The organism is Tritonibacter scottomollicae (genome assembly GCF_032924845.1).
Taxonomy (GTDB): Bacteria; Pseudomonadota; Alphaproteobacteria; order Rhodobacterales; family Rhodobacteraceae; genus Epibacterium; species Epibacterium scottomollicae.
The window spans coordinates 1,447,842-1,464,524 of record NZ_CP136704.1; the positions used below are offsets into that span (position 1 = coordinate 1,447,842).

The window sequence follows — 16,683 nt, forward strand, 5'->3', positions numbered from 1 at the left end:
AGAGAGATGAGCGCAGAGCTGGATTTCCGGACCTCATCCGCATGGATGAGCGACGAGCACAAGATGCTTGCCGACATGACACAGAGCTTCATCACCAACGAATGGGCACCGAAGTTCGAGCGCTGGCGCAAACAGGGCGAAATGGATCGGACCACCTGGGCCGAGGCCGGTGAGCTGGGCCTGCTCTGCCCCTCCATCCCGGAAGAATACGGCGGCGTCGGCGGTGATTTCGGACATGAGGCCGCGATCCTGATAGAGGCGAGCCGCGCCAATCTGGCCAGCTGGGGCCATGGCATCCACTCCGGCATCGTGGCGCATTATATCCTGTCCTATGGCACCGAAGAGCAAAAACAGCGTTGGCTGCCCAAAATGATTTCGGGCGAGCTGGTGGGTGCGCTGGCGATGACAGAACCCTCCACCGGGTCCGACGTGCAGGCGATCAAGACCAGGGCCGTGCGCGATGGCAATGTCTACCGGCTGTCGGGGCAGAAAACCTTCATCACCAACGGCCAGCACGCCAACCTGATCCTCGTCGCCTCCAAGACCGACCCCGCGCTGGGGTCCAAGGGGGTCTCCCTTGTGGCCTTGGAAACGGATGGTGCCGAGGGCTTTACCCGTGGTCGCAATCTGGACAAGGTGGGACTTCATGCCGCCGATACCTCGGAGCTGTTCTTTGACGACATCGCCATCCCGCCAGAGAACATCCTGGGCGGCAGTGAGGGCCAGGGCTTTTACCAGATGATGCAGCAGCTGCCACAGGAGCGGCTGATCATTGCCTGCGGGGCGGTTGGTGCGATGCAGGGCGCGGTCGAGCGCACCATCGCCTATTGCAAGGAACGCGAGGCCTTTGGCGGCCCGCTGACCCAATTCCAGAACACCCGCTTCAAGCTCGCCGAATGCTTGACCAAGAGTAAGGTTGCCCGCGCCTTCCTTGATGAATGCATGGTGGAACACCTACGTGGAGAGTTGAGCGTCGAGAAAGCCGCAATGGCGAAATACTGGATTACCGATACCCAAGGAGAAGTGCTCGACGAATGTGTGCAACTGCACGGAGGATACGGATTCATGCAGGAATACGCCGTGGCCGAGATGTGGGCGGATGCACGTGTGCAACGGATCTATGGCGGCACCAATGAGATCATGAAAGAGCTGATTGCGAGGTCGATGTGACAGATTTGACGCTTTGCCTTGACGGATCTGACGGGAGCCTCCGGCGGAGGTATTTGAGAAAAGATGAAGTCATGGGGCGCGCCCGCCCCCGGGCTCTCCGCCTAATGGGCAAGCGCGCCTTCACCTTTTGCAGTCATCGGCTCCTCAGCCTGTACCGCATCGCCATATTGCTGCCTTCTTGGTTAACAGGCCCTCAAAGGTCTTCACCTTTTTCCAAATACCTCACGGGGGTGCGGGGGTGTGAAACCCCCGCCGCGACATCGCCACTGGGAGGGGCGGTCTGACATGAAACTCCATTGTTTTGGCGAATCCGGCCATTCCTACAAGGCCGCTCTCGCGCTTGAACTGGCAGGGCTCGACTGGGAGCCGGTGTTTGTGGACTTCTTCAGCGGCACGACCCGCGGCGCAGAGTTCCGCAGTGACATCAATGAGATGGGCGAATGCCCTGTGCTTGTGGACGGCGAAGTGACGCTCAGCCAATCCGGCGTGATCCAGCAGTATCTTTCGGACACATACGGAAAATTTGGCGGCAACACCCCGGAGCAGAAGCGCGAGATCCTGCGGTGGCAGCTGTGGGACAATCACAAGCTGTCCTCCAATGCAGGGCTTTGCCGATTTTTGATGAATTTTCTCCCCCAGGAGAAGCGCCCCGCCGAGGTGATCGCCTTCCTGCAAGGACGCTTAAAAGCCACCTATGCGGTTTTGGAGAAACATCTGGAAAGCCGCGACTGGATCGTGGGGGACGCAGTGACCAACGCCGACCTCACCTGCTGCAGTTATCTCTACTATCCGGAGCCCTTCGGCTTTGACCGCGAAGAGCACCCCAATATTGACGCCTGGCTATCGCGCATCTCTGCGCTGCCTGGCTGGAAACACCCCTATGATCTGATGCCCGGCAACCCGTCGGATCGAGCTTGAGGAGACCAATATGACCGAAGCTTACATCTACGACACCGTCCGCACCCCGCGCGGCAAGGGCCGCAAGGACGGCGCTTTGCACGAGGTGACCTCTGTGCGGCTGTCCGCCCTCACCCTCAATGCACTGAAAGAGCGCAATAGCCTCGAAGGCCATGCGGTCGAGGATGTGATCTGGGGCAATGTCACCCAGGTGATGGAACAGGGCGGCTGCCTGGCGCGCTCTGCCGTGCTGGCCTCGGACCTTGACGAGTCCATCCCGGGCCTCGCCATCAACCGCTTCTGCGCGTCTGGCATGGAGGCCGTGAACCTGGCCGCGAACCAGGTCAAGGGCGGCGCAGGTCAGGCCTATATCGCCGGTGGCGTGGAGATGATGGGGCGTGTGGCCATGGGCTCCGACGGGGCGGCGATCGCCGTGGACCCGACGCTTGCCATGGACAGCTATTTCGTACCGCAGGGGATCTCGGCGGACATCATCGCCACTGAGTATGGCTTCAGCCGCGATCAGGCGGATGCCTTTGCGGTGGAATCCCAACGCCGCGCCAAGGCCGCATGGGACGACAACCGTTTTGCCAAGTCCATCATCACCGTACGGGACCAGAACGGCTTGCCGATCCTCGATCACGATGAATACATGCGTCCCGGCACCGACATGCAGGCGCTTGGCGCGCTCAACGCATCCTTCCAGATGATGGGCGAAGTGATGCCCGGGTTTGATGCGGTGGCAAAACTCAAATACCCGCATCTGGAGAAGATCAACCACATTCACCACGCCGGCAACTCCTCCGGCATCGTGGACGGCGCGGCTGCCGTGTTGATCGGCAACAAGGAATTCGGCGAACGCCATGGGCTGAAGCCGCGCGCGCGCATCCGGGCCACCGCCAAGATCGGCACAGATCCCACCATCATGCTGACCGGCCCGGTGCCGGTGACCGAAAAGATCCTCGCCGAGACCGGTATGAAGATCTCCGATCTGGATCTGTTTGAGGTCAACGAGGCCTTTGCCTCGGTGGTGCTGCGCTTCATGCAGGCCTTTGACGTGGACCCGGGGCTTGTGAACCCCAACGGCGGCTCCATCGCCATGGGTCACCCGCTCGGCGCCACCGGTGCGATCATCATCGGCACGCTCCTGGACGAGCTGGAACGCCAAGACAAGGAATGCGGTCTCGCGACGCTCTGCATCGCCTCCGGCATGGGGGCCGCCACCATCATCGAGCGCGTCTGATGCCCAAGCTCGACCTGTCACAGATCGCCACGACGGGCGGCTCCACCTATCCCGGCAAGTTGGCCGAGAGCGTGGAGGGGCGCACGTCACAGCGTCTGGGCGATGCCGCAGGGATCAGCCAGTTTGGCGTCAACCTCGTGCATCTGGAACCCGGCGCGCTGTCCTCCCTGCGCCACTACCACATGGAGCAGGACGAGTTCGTGATGGTCACCGCCGGTGCGCTGGTGCTGGTGGATGACGCGGGCGAACATGAAATGAACCCTGGCGATTGCGCCGCCTTCCCGAAAGGCGATGCAAACGGCCACCACCTTATCAACAAGAGCGATGCGCTGGCCTCCTTTCTTGTCATCGGCACCCGCACCGAGAGCGAGACGGCCTTCTACAGCGACCTCGACATGATGGTGAAGGTTGCAAACGGCGCCTTCACCTTCACCCGTAAAGACGGCAGCCCGCTGACGGCTGACCAGATCGGAGACGACACATGAGCGATTTCACATATGACGTAGACGCCGATGGCATCGCCATCATCACCTGGGACGCGGTGGACAAGTCCATGAACGTCCTCACCCGCGAGGCCTTTGGTCTGGTAGAGGAGTTCATCGACCGCGCGCTGGCGGATGACGCGGTCAAGGGCGTGGTGATCACCTCGGGCAAGAAAGACTTTGCCGGCGGCATGGATCTGAACGTGCTGGCCTCTATCCGCGAAGAATCCGGTGAGAACGCTGCCCAAGGCCTGTTCGACTTCACCATGAACGGCCACCGCATCCTGCGCAAACTGGAACGCGCCGGGATGGAGGCCAAGACCAACAAGGGCGGCAAGCCGATTGCCTGCGCCATCAATGGCACTTGTGCGGGCATCGGCACCGAGATCGCATTGGCCTGCCACTACCGCAGCATGACCGACAATCCGAAAGCCAAGATCGGCCTGCCGGAAATCCTGCTTGGTATCTTCCCCGGCGGCGGCGGAACCATCCGCTATTCAAAGATGGTTGGTGCTGTGAACGCCGCACCGGTGCTGCTGGAAGGCAAGATGCTGGACCCCAAGAAGGCGAAATCTGCCAGCCTTGTGGATGAGGTTGCCGCCCATCCGCTGGAGGCCGCGCGGCAATGGGTGCTGAACGCCAAGCCCGCGGACATCGTCAAACCCTGGGACGCCAAGGGTTACAAGATGCCCGGCGGCGCGCCCTATCACCCGGCCGGTTTCATGAACTATGTCGGCGCCTCCGCGATGGTACATGGCAAGACCCAAGGCGCCTTCCCGGCGGCCAAGGCGCTGTTGTCGGCGGTCTATGAGGGCGCTCTGGTCGATTTCGACACCGCCCTGCGCATCGAGGCGCGCTGGTTCACCCATGTTCTGATGAACCCATCCTCCTCGGCGATGATCCGATCCCTGTTCATCAACAAGCAGGCGCTGGAAAAAGGCGCGGTGCGGCCCAAGGGCATCGATGATCAGACCGTGAAGAAGATCGGCGTTCTGGGCGCGGGCATGATGGGGGCCGGCATCGCGCTGGTCTCGGCGCAGGCCGGCATGGACGTCGTTTTGATCGACCGCGACCAGGAGGCTGCCGACAAGGGCAAGGCCTATGCCGCCAACTACATGGATCAGGGCATCAAGCGCGGCAAGGCGACGGCGGAGAAGAAAGAGGCTCTGCTGGGGCAGATCACCGCGACGCCGGATCTGGAGCACCTCAAGGGCTGTGACCTGATCATCGAAGCGGTGTTCGAGGACCCAAGCGTGAAGGCCGAGATGACCAAGAAGGTCGAGGCGATCATCCCCGATGACTGCATCTTTGCCTCCAACACCTCCACCCTGCCGATCACCAGCCTGGCAGAAGCCTCGGTCCGGCCTGAGCAGTTCATCGGCATCCACTTCTTCTCTCCCGTCGAGAAGATGTTCCTGGTGGAGATCATCAAGGGCGAGAAGACCGGCGACCGCGCGGTGGCCAAGGCGCTGGACTATGTGCGCCAGATCCGCAAGACGCCGATCGTGGTCAATGACGCGCGGTTCTTCTACTGCAACCGCTGCATCATCCCCTATCTGAACGAAGGTCTGCGGATGATCACCGAAGGCGTGTCGCCGGTGCTGATCGACAATGCTGCGCGCCAGCTGGGCTTCCCGGTGGGGCCAGTGCAGCTGACCGATGAGACGTCGGTCGATCTCGGTGCCAAGATCGCACGGGCGACCAAGGCGGCGATGGGCGATGCCTATCCCGAAAGCCCCGCGGATGATCTGATCTTCTGGATGGAGGAGCAGGGCCGACTGGGCCGCAAGGCCAACGCGGGCTTCTTCGACTATGATGAGAAGGGCAAGCGGGTGGAATACTGGACCGGCCTTGCGGACAAGTACCCGCAGGCGTCGGAGCAGCCAGATCTGATCGAGGTGCAGGAACGGCTGATGTTCGCGCAGGTTCTGGAAGCGGTGCGTGCTCTGGAAGAGAACGTGCTGATGGACATCCGCGAAGGCGACGTTGGCGCGATCCTCGCCTGGGGCTTTGCGCCTTGGTCCGGCGGTCCGCTCTCCTGGCTCGATATCATCGGCACGCCCTATGCGGCCGAACGCTGCGACCAGCTGGCAGAGGCTTACGGCGACCGTTTTGCCTGCCCGCCGCTCTTGCGGGAGATGGCCGAGAAGGGCCAGACCTTCTATGGCCGCTTTGCCCCCGCCGAGGACGAGGCTGCCTGAGGCGGTATCCATCGAGGCACCACCACAAGGTCGCCCCTTCGGGGCGGCCTTTTTTAATGCGAGGCGCTGCCTCGCGCTCCGAGATATTTGAGAGAAGCTGAAGGACAGGGCCACGATGTTGTGCTAGTCTGGTCTAGCACCTGCCGTGGTAGCGGTGTTTCCCCCCGATCAGAATTCAAGAGGTAGGTCATGTCCGACCAACTGTTTGCCGTGACCGGCGGTCCCGGATCAGGCAAAACGACATTGCTCGAAGCACTGGCACAGCGCGGGGTCACATGTATGCCGGAAGCCGGACGCGCCATCATACGCGATCAAAGCTTGATCGGCGGGCAGGCCCTGCCTTGGGAGGATCGCAGCCTCTTTGCCGAAATGATGCTGTCGTGGGATCTGCGCTCCTACCACGAGGCAAGCGCCATGCCGGGCCCTGTGATGATGGATCGTGGCATTCCCGACAGTCTTGGCTACCTGCGCCTCTGTGATCTGCCCGTGCCGACGCATATGGCGCAGGCAGCCCAACGGTTCCGATACAACAGAAGGGTGTTCGTCGCCCCGTTCTGGGACGAGATCTTCGAACAGGATGAAGAGCGTACACAAGGCAGGGACGAAGCACGGGCGACACTATGCGCCATGGAAGACGTCTACCGCGCGCTTGGATATGAATTGATCCCCCTGCCCTTTGACAGTGTTGCGCAGCGCGTCAGCTTTGTCCTGTCGCACCTTTCAAACGCAGAATGACCTGCTCCGGGGGGAAGAAGCAGGTCATTCTTTCTGGAGGGCGTCTGTGAGAGAGTGTGGAGATCAGGCGAAAGCGGCGTATTGCGGCTCTCCGGTGCCGCCGTTTCCGGCCATTGCGCCGGGGGTCCAGAAGCTGTCCTCGGTGATCATGTCGATGACCAGTTCACGTGCCTCGGTCGCGGAGAGAATGCTGTAGAGCTCATCGGCCTGTTTCGTCACGCAGTAGTGCATCAGGTCATGCTGTGCCGGGCAGAAGGCCAGTACACCCGCTTCGATGTAGACCACCTCGTCCTCATCAAAGCTCAGCACCACGGTTTCCATGGTCACCTGCTGCGGGGCGCGGGTGATGCCGCGATATCCTTCGAGAGCGCAAGCCGGAACAACTGCAAACGGATCACCAAGCGCATCTTCGAGCAAGTCATGTTCAATCACAACGCCCTGCTCCGGCTTGACCCAAAGGGGGTTGCGGTTGCCCAGTGCGTCACGCGGGATGTAGACCGGCGCCATTTCCTGAGCGGAGGCGGTGTCGCCCAGAACCAGCGTGCGGCGTTCAATGGATTTGATCGGGCGCATGCCGTGGTCAAAGGTCAGGACTTCGTCACCGGAGCTGAGCGCGTCAACCGGGCGCCAACCCGCTGCCGTGGCAACCATGGTACCGGCCAGAAAACCTGCATGCCCGGTCGCCACCATCGGATATTCAGTGGTGAACGCTTCTGCCATCGGGGAGGCATTCCGTTTTGCAAACCAATCCAGCATGTTCCTGTCCTTTCGACTTCTAAGTTGCTTCGGTCCTCTGGGGCTCGAAGCTCCAATCGCCGTTCCGTGAATTCGTTATAGCAAACCGGTCGGGCCTGGGCGCGGTCTCTTAGGGAGCCGCTCTCACTCAAAGGGATAGGGTGTAATCGTTAAAAGAGTATTCAAATCGTTCGATTTCGGTAGCGCAGCACGTCCTTACGGCAGAAACGGCCGGTGAATCATAGTAAACACGCCAGTCGCGGTCTCGGTGCGACTCATTGATAACGGGCAAATCGAGCGCGAATCCCAAATGGTCGAACAATGGCTGCGCGTCAGACGCGAAATGTTCGAGACGTATATAGAGGCTGCAATGCTCCCGCCCATCAGATTGGCGCATATACGCAGGCGCGGGCTGGGCGGACAGTGCGCGCATCACCAAGGGATCAGTCACAAAGTCCGAAAACGCGCGCGTCCTGGCCAGCGGCACCATCGGGTTGTCAAAGCTCTGCGCTTGTAACCAGTGATACAAGCTCACCATCCGGTCCCACGGATTGCGTACCAGCGTGAAGGCAAACATCTGTCGCAACTCTTCAGCGCTGGCCAATCCTTCGATGTCGGACAGGGTGGAATGCTTCCACAACCGCCCTCGCGTGGTGCTTCCCTGTAGGCGGCGCCGACGCTTTATCGCTTTGGGCGTGTCACCCAGCATCTCATCCCCGGCCATAGCGCGATCCTCCAGCGCCAGCGCCAATGCGGTGCCACCGGTCTTGGGAATATGGATAAAGACGTAGCTGCGGCCGCGCGAAAGGATCATGCGCAGAGGCTAACTCATTCGGCCTGCTGAGGAAACACGAGGGGTCGGCGCTCTTGATCGAGATTTTCCTCCTCGAAGCATTCGATCTCTTTCAATTTCGGGATCTCCAGCGCAATATTCCGCCTCAAGGGGAAGAACTCCGGCACGACAGAGGAGGAGGACACATGGGTTGGCTGGCGGATGAAACGGGTCTGGAGCGGACGGCGGCAAACTATGTGCCACTGACGCCCTTGTCGCACCTGCAGCGCGCGGCGCATGTTTTTGCGCAGGACACGGCTGTGATCTATGGTGGGGTTCGACATAGCTACAGCGCGTATTACGACAGATGCACCCGACTGGCCGCAGCGTTGGCTGGCATGGGGGTGAAGCCGGGCGATGTGGTCGCGACATTGCTGCCCAACATCCCGGCGCAAGCAGAGGCGCATTTCGGCGTGCCTGCCTGCGGCGCGGTTCTGAACACCATAAACATCCGGCTCGATGTGGACACGGTCGCCTATATCTTTGACCACGGTGGCGCAAAGGTGGCTCTGGTCGACAGCGAGGTTCTGGCGCTCGCAGAGGCAGCCAAGGCGCAGATGGAGGGAGACGGCCCGATCCTGATCGAGGTGCCCGATGCCGAAGCGCGGATCAGCGCCAGCGGACGCCATGTGACCTATGAAGATCTGCTGGCAGAGGCCCCGCCTGCGTTCGACTGGATCATGCCCGAAGACGAATGGGAGAGCCTTGCCCTCAATTACACCTCCGGCACCACCGGGCGGCCCAAAGGCGTCGTCTGTCACCACCGCGGCGCCTATCTGATGACCATGGGCACGGTGATCTCATGGCGGCTGCAGATGCGGCCCGTCTATCTGACCATCGTGCCGCTGTTTCACTGCAACGGTTGGAATCACACCTGGATGATGCCGGTGCTGGGCGGCACGGTGGTCTGCTGCCGCAATATCACGGCGGCTGCGATCTATGACGCCATCGCCGATGAGGGTGTCAGCCATTTTGGTGGCGCGCCCATTGTTCTGAACATGCTCGTCAATGCCAAGCCACAGGACCGGCGCGCCTTTGATCATACGGTGGAGGTCTTCACCGCAGGCGCGCCCCCAGCCCCGGCCACCCTGACTAAAATAGAGGCGCTCGGCTTTCACGTCACGCAGGTCTACGGGCTGACCGAGACCTATGGTCATGTCACCGAATGCCTGTGGAAAGGCGCGGAGTGGAATATGCTCGACACCACAGGGCGCGCCGCCGTCAAGGCACGACAGGGTGTTGCCTTTCCGATGATGGAGGAGGTGACGGTTCTGGACGACACCCTTGCACAGGTTGCCAAGGACGGAACAGCGCAGGGTGAAATCGTGATGCGCGGCAACTCGGTCATGAAAGGATATCTGAAGAACCCAGAGGCCACCGCAGAGGCCTTTGCCGGGGGGTATTTCCACTCGGGCGACATCGCGGTCCAACATCCCGATGGCTATATTCAGATCGCCGACCGCGCCAAGGACATCATCATCTCTGGGGGCGAGAATATCTCATCGGTCGAGATCGAGGGCGTCTTGATGGCGCATCCGGATGTGAACCTGGCCGCCGTGGTCGCCAAGCCGGACGAGAAATGGGGCGAGGTTCCCTGCGCCTTTGTGGAATTGAAGGAGGGCGCGACGGTGGATGAGGCCGGATTGATCGACTTTGCGCGACGCACGCTTGCGGGGTTCAAGGCCCCCAAGGCGGTGATTTTCGAAGAGCTGCCCAAGACCTCCACCGGCAAAATCCAGAAGTTCGAACTGCGCAAGCGCTTCAAGACCTTCTGACATCAGGGAAAAAAGATCCACAAGCCGGGGGTTTCGGTGGCAAAGCGGTTTGCTGCCGACATCCCTTGCATGCTAAAACAACCATAGAACAACAGGAGCAGGCATACCCGGTTCATGACGGTACTCCGTGAATTTCAGCGGCTTGAGGCGGTCGGAATCTGGCGCCCGTCGCCAGAAGACCAGCGACGTGATGTAATCGTCTCGCTCGGGAACGCCACGCTCACCATCACCGACATGCGGGACCGCCCGCTGGCGCATTGGTCTTTGGCTGCGGTGGAACGGGCCAATCCCGGTGAATTCCCAGCACTCTATCATCCCGATGGCGATCCCGGCGAAACGCTTGAGTTGGCCGAGGATGAAAGCACCATGCGCGAGGCCATCGAAACCGTGCAAAACGCAATCAGCCGCGCCCGCCCTCGCCCCGGTCGGCTGCGCGTCTTTGGTGGCATCGGCGTGGTGGCCTGTGCGTTGGCCCTCTTGGCTTTTGGCCTGCCTCAGACCATGCGGACACAGACGCTGGCCGCAGTGTCCGAGGTCCACCGAAAGGCAATTGGTCAGGCACTTTTGGGGCGGATCGAACGGGTCTCCGGCCAGGCCTGCTCCACCCCCGAAGCCGATCCGATCCTGAAGAAACTCGCGGAACGCACCGGTGTACGCCGGGTTGCCGTGCTGCGTTCCGGCATTGCGGAGAGCCTGACCCTGCCGGGGGGAATCGTGTTGATGCACCGATCCTATTTCGAGGACTACGAGGATCCTGCTGTCGCAGCAGGCGCAGTTCTGGTTGAACATGTGCGCGCCGATGAACGCGATCCAATGGCAGATATTCTTGATATTGGCGGCATCGGCGCCACCTTCCGCCTGCTGACCACCGGCGAAATCAGGCGCGATACGCTGGATCGCTATTCCGAAACCATGCTGTCCTCACCACGCCCAGATGTGGAGACCGAAGCCCTGCTGGCCGAATTTGCCCGCGCCGCGATCCCCTCCACGCCCTATGCCTATGCCCGTGATGTCACCGGCGAAAGCACCGTCAGCCTGATCGAGGCAGACCCGATGGCGGGACGTGAACTGGCGCCGGTTCTGAATGATCGCGACTGGGTGCAGCTGCAGAATATCTGCGGCTGATCCAGCGGACTAAGCAGGCCCTCTGCACCTACGCGAACAAAAGAGACCGGGTAAATTGAAAAGACCGGGCAATTGCCCGGCCCCTCATTTCACTCTCGGTTCTTCATCTCACCGTCACACGACCAAACAGCTACTTGCTGAGCCGTGCACCGCTGAACCCGGCGGCCCGGATGCGCTGCAGCGCTTGTTCGGCGCCGGCAGTGAATGGGCCAGCCAGCACCACCTTGAGCGTCTGCCCATTGCGCGTCACAGAGCCCAGCCGCATCTGCAGTCCAGTTGCCGCCGCAAGATCACGCGCCACCGCGCGGGCCTGTGCCGGATCCGCCAGCGTCGCGGCGCGAACGTACCGTGGCGCCGCTTGGACCGAAGATGTGTCCGGCAGCACCGCGTCAGGCGCGGAGCGCGTGGACAACCGCGTCACCACAGCCCCACCGCGACGCGGCGGCACGATCCCGTATTTCGCCTTCGCATCCCACAGCACGAATGGGGTCTTGTTCAGCGCCCTTTCGACCGGGCGGCGCGGCAGGCTGTCGCTCCAGACCTGCGCCATCTGTGCATCACCTTGCGGCGTGCGCACGCCACGCAGGCGGTTCATGCGATTGTCGGCCCGGTCCGCAGGTGCGTAGCCTTCAGGGACAACCGCACGATCACTCAAGACCGTTGGTCGGATGGTCTGTTCCGCACGATGAATATTCAGGCGATCATCTTCCCAGGCTACGCGATAGCCCTCGGGCACCTGCAGGTCCTCGCTCTTGCGCCGCTCCAGGTAAACATGCACGGGCAGAATGCGGGTATTGGGCGTGATCTGAGCCAAGGGGTTGTCAGAAGTGCGCACGCGCGAAGTGGCAACCGGTACCGTTGTCGGCGCAACCGGGGCCGGAGCGGCAGCGACCGGCTGCGGCGCGCGTCGTACAGGACGTGCTGGAGCAAGAGTGGCCTCTGCCTGACCGGCTGAGGTCATCTCGGGTGTGCGTTGGGGTTTGACAGCGGCAACCGGGGGATTGCTGGCCGATGTCGGGGTGGCCGTGCGGACCGGCGCGGCCGCGCGGCTCTCCGCTTCGGGTGCAAGCGTGATGAGGTCCGGTTGCGGCCCTGCGGGCTTCTGGCTCGACGTGCCCGCGACCTTGGTCGGCTCCGCCCCGCAGAGCTGCTGACGTGCCCGGTTTACCCGCGGGATCCAGGCAATATTGCCGTCGACTCCGGCGCGAATGAAGATACAGCCCCGGCTGTCGACATATTGCCGCCCCTGATAGCTTGCCGGGGGGAACTCCGCAGGCTCGGCGGTGCGTGACGAAATTTGCGCTTCGACACCGCCTGTAAACCCACCTGCCAAGATGATGGACACTGCCGTAACTATAGTGATTTTCATGGCCCCACCCCACAACATATGGGCCCAAGATGACTGAGTTTCCGGTGTGAGTAAAGGTAATGCCCGCAACAATATCGGGTGTTTCGGCCAATCGTCGCCAGATTGTCGCCGCTCAGCCCGACAGGAGGGGCGGAACGGCGCTTTGCATGAAGTGACAGCACTGCTGTCGGGCGATATGCAGGTTTACTTGGTGCCGAACATGCGGTCGCCAGCGTCCCCGAGACCGGGCATGATATAGCCCTTTTCATTCAAGCCACGATCCAGCGATGCTGTGATGATTTTGACATCCGGATGCGCTTCTTTCATGCGCGCCACCCCTTCGGGCGAGGCCAGCAGGCACAGGAAACGGATATTGTTGGCACCTGCCTCCTTCAGCAGGTCGATCGCCGCCACCGAGGAGTTGCCGGTCGCCAGCATCGGATCCACTGCAATCACCATCCGGTCGGAGATCTGCTGCGGCACCTTGAAGTAGTATTGCACCGGCTGCATCGTCTCTTCGTCGCGGTACATGCCGACAAAGCCGACACGCGCCGACGGCACCAGCTCAAGCACACCGTCCAGCATGCCGTTGCCTGCGCGCAGGATCGACACAAGTGCCAGCTTCTTGCCCGCGAGGATCGGTGCTTCCATATCCTCCATCGGGGTTTCAATGGTGGTGGTGGTCAGCGGCAGCTCGCGGGTGACCTCATAGGCCAGGAGCTGGGTCAACTCGCGCAGGAGCTGGCGGAATTCCGAGGTGGACGTGGCCTTGTCACGCATGATCGTCAGCTTGTGCTGCACCAGCGGGTGGTCAACAACTGTCAGGTGGTCACTCATCAGGCACACTCCATTTTGCTTTTCGCTGTCTTAAGACAGCGCGATTGTGAACAAAAGCGCTTTTGCCGCGCATGGCTGCACGGCAGTTACAGAAACGACCGCCCCGGCCCCTGTGCGGCCACGCCGAGATGCGCCGCGACCGAGGCCGCCACATCCGCAAACCGCACCGAACCAATCGAGCCTGCGCCCGCGCCTGCGATCAGCACCGGCACCTGTTCGCGGGTGTGGTCCGTGCCGGGCCAGCTGGGGTCATTGCCGTGATCGGCGGTCAGGACCATCAGATCACCCGGGCGCAAGCGTTTGATGACGCGCGCGATCTCACCGTCGAACCACTCCAGCGCGCGGGCATAACCGGAGATGTCGCGGCGATGGCCATAAAGGCTGTCGAATTCGACAAAATTGGCAAATGTCAGGCTGCCGTCCTCGGCGCTCCGCACCGCTTCTGCCAGATGCCCCATCAGCTCAGCATCCGTGCCTTTCTTCAGCGTATCAATGCCTTGCATGGAGAAGATGTCACCGATCTTGCCGATCCCATGCACACGTCCGCCGCTCTGCTGCACCCAATCGGTGAGGATCGGCGCAGGCGGAATGATGGCATAGTCACGCCGGTTCGTGGTGCGGGTGAATCCCTCTTCCGGGCTGCCTACGAAGGGGCGTGCAATCACCCGCCCCACTTTCATTGCATGCAGATACGGCGCCACATCACGGCAAAGCGTCAACAACCGGTCGAGGCCAAAGCTCTCCTCATGCGCGGCGATCTGGAACACGCTGTCGGCGGAGGTGTAGCAGATCGGCAGACCGCTCCGCATATGCTCCGCGCCCAGCTCGCCGATGATGGTGGTGCCGGAGGCATGACAATTGCCGAGGATACCGTCGGTGCCCGCCGCGTGCGCCACATGAGCGACCAGTGCGGCGTCAAAAGCATCGCCCTGGTCCGGAAAATAGGTCCAGTCCCAGGGCACCGGCAGCCCGGCAAGTTCCCAATGCCCCGAAGGCGTGTCCTTGCCCGCACTCACCTCAGAAGCCGCGCCCCAGAGCCCCTGCGGCGCAGCGTCCAACCCCGGCACCGGCTGCGATGACGCCAGCCGCAACGCCGCCCCCAGCCCCAGCGCGTCCAGCGTCGGCATATGCAACGGCCCGCTGCGGTCCTCCTCGGCCCGTCCTTCGGCGCAGGCTTGGGCAATATGGGCCAGCGTATTGGCGCCGAGGTCCGGCAGGTCCTTATTGAAATAACTCGACGCATCCGGCGCGCCGCCGATCCCCACGGAGTCCATGACCACCAGAAAAGAACGCGCCATCATGTGATCCTTTCATGCACCAGCGGCGGCAACTCGGGGGCAGCAGGCGCTATGCTCACCTCCGCCCGCAAGGCCAACGTCGCCTCTTGCGCGGCGTCCATGTGGGCGGCATGCACCCGCGCGATCACATCGCCCTTGGCCAGTTTGGCCCCCAGCGGCACAAGATCAGAAATCCCCACCGCCGGGTCCACCCTGTCGCTCTCCACCATGCGCCCGCCGCCCAGCCGCACCACCGCAAGGCCAAGCGCCTCGCCGTTGATTGCGGCAACATGGCCGGCACTCTCGGCTGTCACCTCAAGGATCACCGGCGCTTTGGGCAGGATCGTCTCCCAAGTATCAGCAAAGTCTATCGGCCCGCCCTGCGCCGCAACCATGCGGGCAAAGCGGTCCGCAGCCCGACCATCCGCCAGAACAGCCGTAATCTGCGCCTCGCCATCAGCAATACTCTCCGCCAGCCCCGCCTGAACCAGCAGCCCGCCGCCCAAGGCCACTGTGATGTCGAGGATCGGCCCTGCCGCCTGCCCCGTCAGCGCCCGCATCACCTCAGCGACTTCCAACGCATTGCCCAATGCGGGCACCAGCGGCTGGTTCATATCGGTGATCAGCGCCTGTGTCGGGCAGCCGGCGGCATTGGCCGTCTCAACCAGCGAAGTTGCCAACGCGCGAGCCTCCTCCAACGTTTTCATAAACGCGCCGGAGCCGATCTTCACGTCCAGCACCAGGGCCTGCGGGCTGGCCGCCAGTTTCTTCGACAGGATCGAGGCGGTGATGAGGTCGAGGCTCTCGACCGTCGCGGTCACATCCCGCACCGCATAAAGCCGCTTGTCCGCCGGTGCGATCCGCGCCGTTGCACCGACGATGGCACAGCCCACCTCGCCCACGATGCTGCTCAGCCGGTCCTGCGAGACCTGCGTGCTAAGGCCGGGAATGGCCTCCAGCTTGTCCAGCGTGCCGCCGGTATGGCCCAGCCCGCGCCCGGAGATCATCGGCACATACGCGCCGCATTCCGCCAGCGCCGGCGCCAGCAGCAGAGAGACACAATCGCCCACGCCGCCGGTGGAATGCTTGTCCACCACCGGCCCCGGCAGATCCCAGGTCAGCACGTCGCCGCTGTCCCGCATCGCCAGCGTCAGGGCGCTACGCGCGGCGGGCGGCAGGCCGTTGAGACAGACCGCCATGGCAAAGGCACCGGCCTGTGCATCAGAGACCTCGCCACCAGCCAGCCCTTGGGCAAACCACGTCAGGTCCTCGGCGGACGGCACCTGCTTTTGTCGCAACTTCGCAATGACCGCACGCGCATCCATAATGTCAGCTCCGCTCCATGTGGCCCGCGTCAAAGGCACCGGGCAGCAGATCGCCGATGGTGGTCTTCATCTCGACCCCATCCGTGGTTGCCAGCGTCACGGCGACATCCGCCGCCCCGAATTCCTTCAGCTTCTGACGGCAGCCACCACAGGGCGGGACCGGGCTCGGGCAATCTGCAATCACATAGACCTCCGCCAGTTCGGTCTCACCAGAAGCGACCATTGCGGCAATGGCGCCCGCTTCTGCGCAGGTGCCCTCGGGATAGGCGACATTCTCGACATTGCAGCCGACATAAACGCTGCCGGAGGTCGCCCGGATGGCCGCGCCCACCTTGAAGTTGGAATAGGGCGCATGGGCGTTTTCACGCACGGCGGCGGCCGGAGCGCGCAGCGACGGGCCGGAGGGTGCATCAGATGCGGGCATGGGAGTACTCCATCCTGAGCCCCCGGCGCGGCATCCGCATGGGATCCAAAGCCGGTTGGGCCGTAGTGTTCCTGTTCACCGCCAGTCTTTGCCGGTTTTGATCGGATGGTCAAACGCGATCTCTGCGCCTGATGTGCGATCCATCCGGTTCTGCGGTTTGGTGAGGTCTGCCCGCCTGCGGCTTGTCTGGTGCGATGTGATGATGTCAGATGTGCATATTCCGCCGAGAGGAGATCGTGCGACAAAACGCGGTTCCCCTCGATGAAAAAATAGTTTA

General features: G+C 62.2%; 15 protein-coding genes. 8 read left to right on the plus strand and 7 right to left on the minus strand.

Features of this window, described 5'->3' with window-relative positions:
• Positions 1-6: 6 nt before the first annotated feature.
• The 6 genes from R1T40_RS07415 (at position 7) to R1T40_RS07440 (ending at position 6,728) form a co-directional block, all read left to right on the plus strand.
• Positions 7-1,170, plus strand: coding sequence for an acyl-CoA dehydrogenase family protein (locus R1T40_RS07415; RefSeq protein WP_317386445.1), 1,164 nt, complete (start codon positions 7-9; stop codon positions 1,168-1,170).
• 285 nt (positions 1,171-1,455) lie between these two features.
• Complete coding sequence (locus tag R1T40_RS07420; RefSeq protein ID WP_317386446.1) at positions 1,456-2,088, plus strand: glutathione S-transferase family protein; 633 nt, start codon at positions 1,456-1,458, stop codon at positions 2,086-2,088.
• Between the two features lie 10 nt (positions 2,089-2,098).
• On the plus strand, positions 2,099-3,310 hold the full coding sequence (locus R1T40_RS07425) for an acetyl-CoA C-acetyltransferase (protein ID WP_317386447.1): 1,212 nt from the start codon (positions 2,099-2,101) through the stop codon (positions 3,308-3,310).
• Positions 3,310-3,795, plus strand: coding sequence for a cupin domain-containing protein (locus R1T40_RS07430; protein ID WP_317386448.1), 486 nt, complete (start codon positions 3,310-3,312; stop codon positions 3,793-3,795). The genes R1T40_RS07425 and R1T40_RS07430 overlap by 1 nt, the downstream gene beginning before the upstream one ends.
• Complete coding sequence (locus R1T40_RS07435) at positions 3,792-5,993, plus strand: 3-hydroxyacyl-CoA dehydrogenase NAD-binding domain-containing protein (RefSeq protein WP_317386449.1); 2,202 nt, start codon at positions 3,792-3,794, stop codon at positions 5,991-5,993. The genes R1T40_RS07430 and R1T40_RS07435 overlap by 4 nt, the downstream gene beginning before the upstream one ends.
• A 189-nt stretch (positions 5,994-6,182) precedes the next feature.
• On the plus strand, positions 6,183-6,728 hold the full coding sequence (locus tag R1T40_RS07440) for an AAA family ATPase (protein WP_317386450.1): 546 nt from the start codon (positions 6,183-6,185) through the stop codon (positions 6,726-6,728).
• A gap of 63 nt (positions 6,729-6,791) precedes the next feature.
• Here the strand turns inward: R1T40_RS07440 and R1T40_RS07445 are convergent, their stop codons facing one another.
• Positions 6,792-7,484 carry a Hint domain-containing protein gene (locus R1T40_RS07445; RefSeq protein ID WP_317386451.1) on the minus strand — a complete coding sequence of 231 codons (693 nt, stop codon included), beginning with the start codon at positions 7,482-7,484 and terminating at the stop codon, positions 6,792-6,794.
• A 127-nt stretch (positions 7,485-7,611) separates the two neighbouring features.
• A complete protein-coding gene (locus R1T40_RS07450; protein ID WP_317386452.1) occupies positions 7,612-8,277 on the minus strand; it encodes a sulfotransferase family 2 domain-containing protein in 666 nt (221 codons plus the stop codon).
• A gap of 164 nt (positions 8,278-8,441) precedes the next feature.
• Here R1T40_RS07450 and R1T40_RS07455 point away from each other — a divergent pair, with 164 nt between their 5' ends.
• Positions 8,442-10,070, plus strand: a complete 1,629-nt coding sequence (locus R1T40_RS07455) for an AMP-binding protein (RefSeq protein ID WP_317386453.1) — start codon at positions 8,442-8,444, stop codon at positions 10,068-10,070.
• A 114-nt stretch (positions 10,071-10,184) separates the two neighbouring features.
• Entirely contained in the window at positions 10,185-11,195 is a 1,011-nt protein-coding gene (locus R1T40_RS07460; protein ID WP_317386454.1) for a hypothetical protein, read from the plus strand.
• A 130-nt stretch (positions 11,196-11,325) separates the two neighbouring features.
• Here R1T40_RS07460 and R1T40_RS07465 read toward each other — a convergent pair whose 3' ends face one another.
• The 5 genes from R1T40_RS07465 to R1T40_RS07485 form a co-directional block, all read right to left on the minus strand.
• Positions 11,326-12,564, minus strand: a complete 1,239-nt coding sequence (locus R1T40_RS07465) for an SPOR domain-containing protein (protein ID WP_317386455.1) — start codon at positions 12,562-12,564, stop codon at positions 11,326-11,328.
• 183 nt (positions 12,565-12,747) lie between these two features.
• Positions 12,748-13,380, minus strand: coding sequence for a uracil phosphoribosyltransferase (upp, locus tag R1T40_RS07470; protein WP_106164827.1), 633 nt, complete (start codon positions 13,378-13,380; stop codon positions 12,748-12,750).
• Positions 13,381-13,466: 86 nt separating this feature from the next.
• On the minus strand, positions 13,467-14,678 hold the full coding sequence (locus R1T40_RS07475; protein ID WP_317386956.1) for a phosphopentomutase: 1,212 nt from the start codon (positions 14,676-14,678) through the stop codon (positions 13,467-13,469).
• Positions 14,678-15,982 carry a thymidine phosphorylase gene (locus tag R1T40_RS07480; RefSeq protein ID WP_317386456.1) on the minus strand — a complete coding sequence of 435 codons (1,305 nt, stop codon included), beginning with the start codon at positions 15,980-15,982 and terminating at the stop codon, positions 14,678-14,680. Before R1T40_RS07480 ends, R1T40_RS07475 begins: the two co-directional genes overlap by 1 nt.
• A 4-nt stretch (positions 15,983-15,986) precedes the next feature.
• Positions 15,987-16,406 carry a cytidine deaminase gene (locus tag R1T40_RS07485; protein WP_317386457.1) on the minus strand — a complete coding sequence of 140 codons (420 nt, stop codon included), beginning with the start codon at positions 16,404-16,406 and terminating at the stop codon, positions 15,987-15,989.
• Positions 16,407-16,683: the final 277 nt, after the last annotated feature.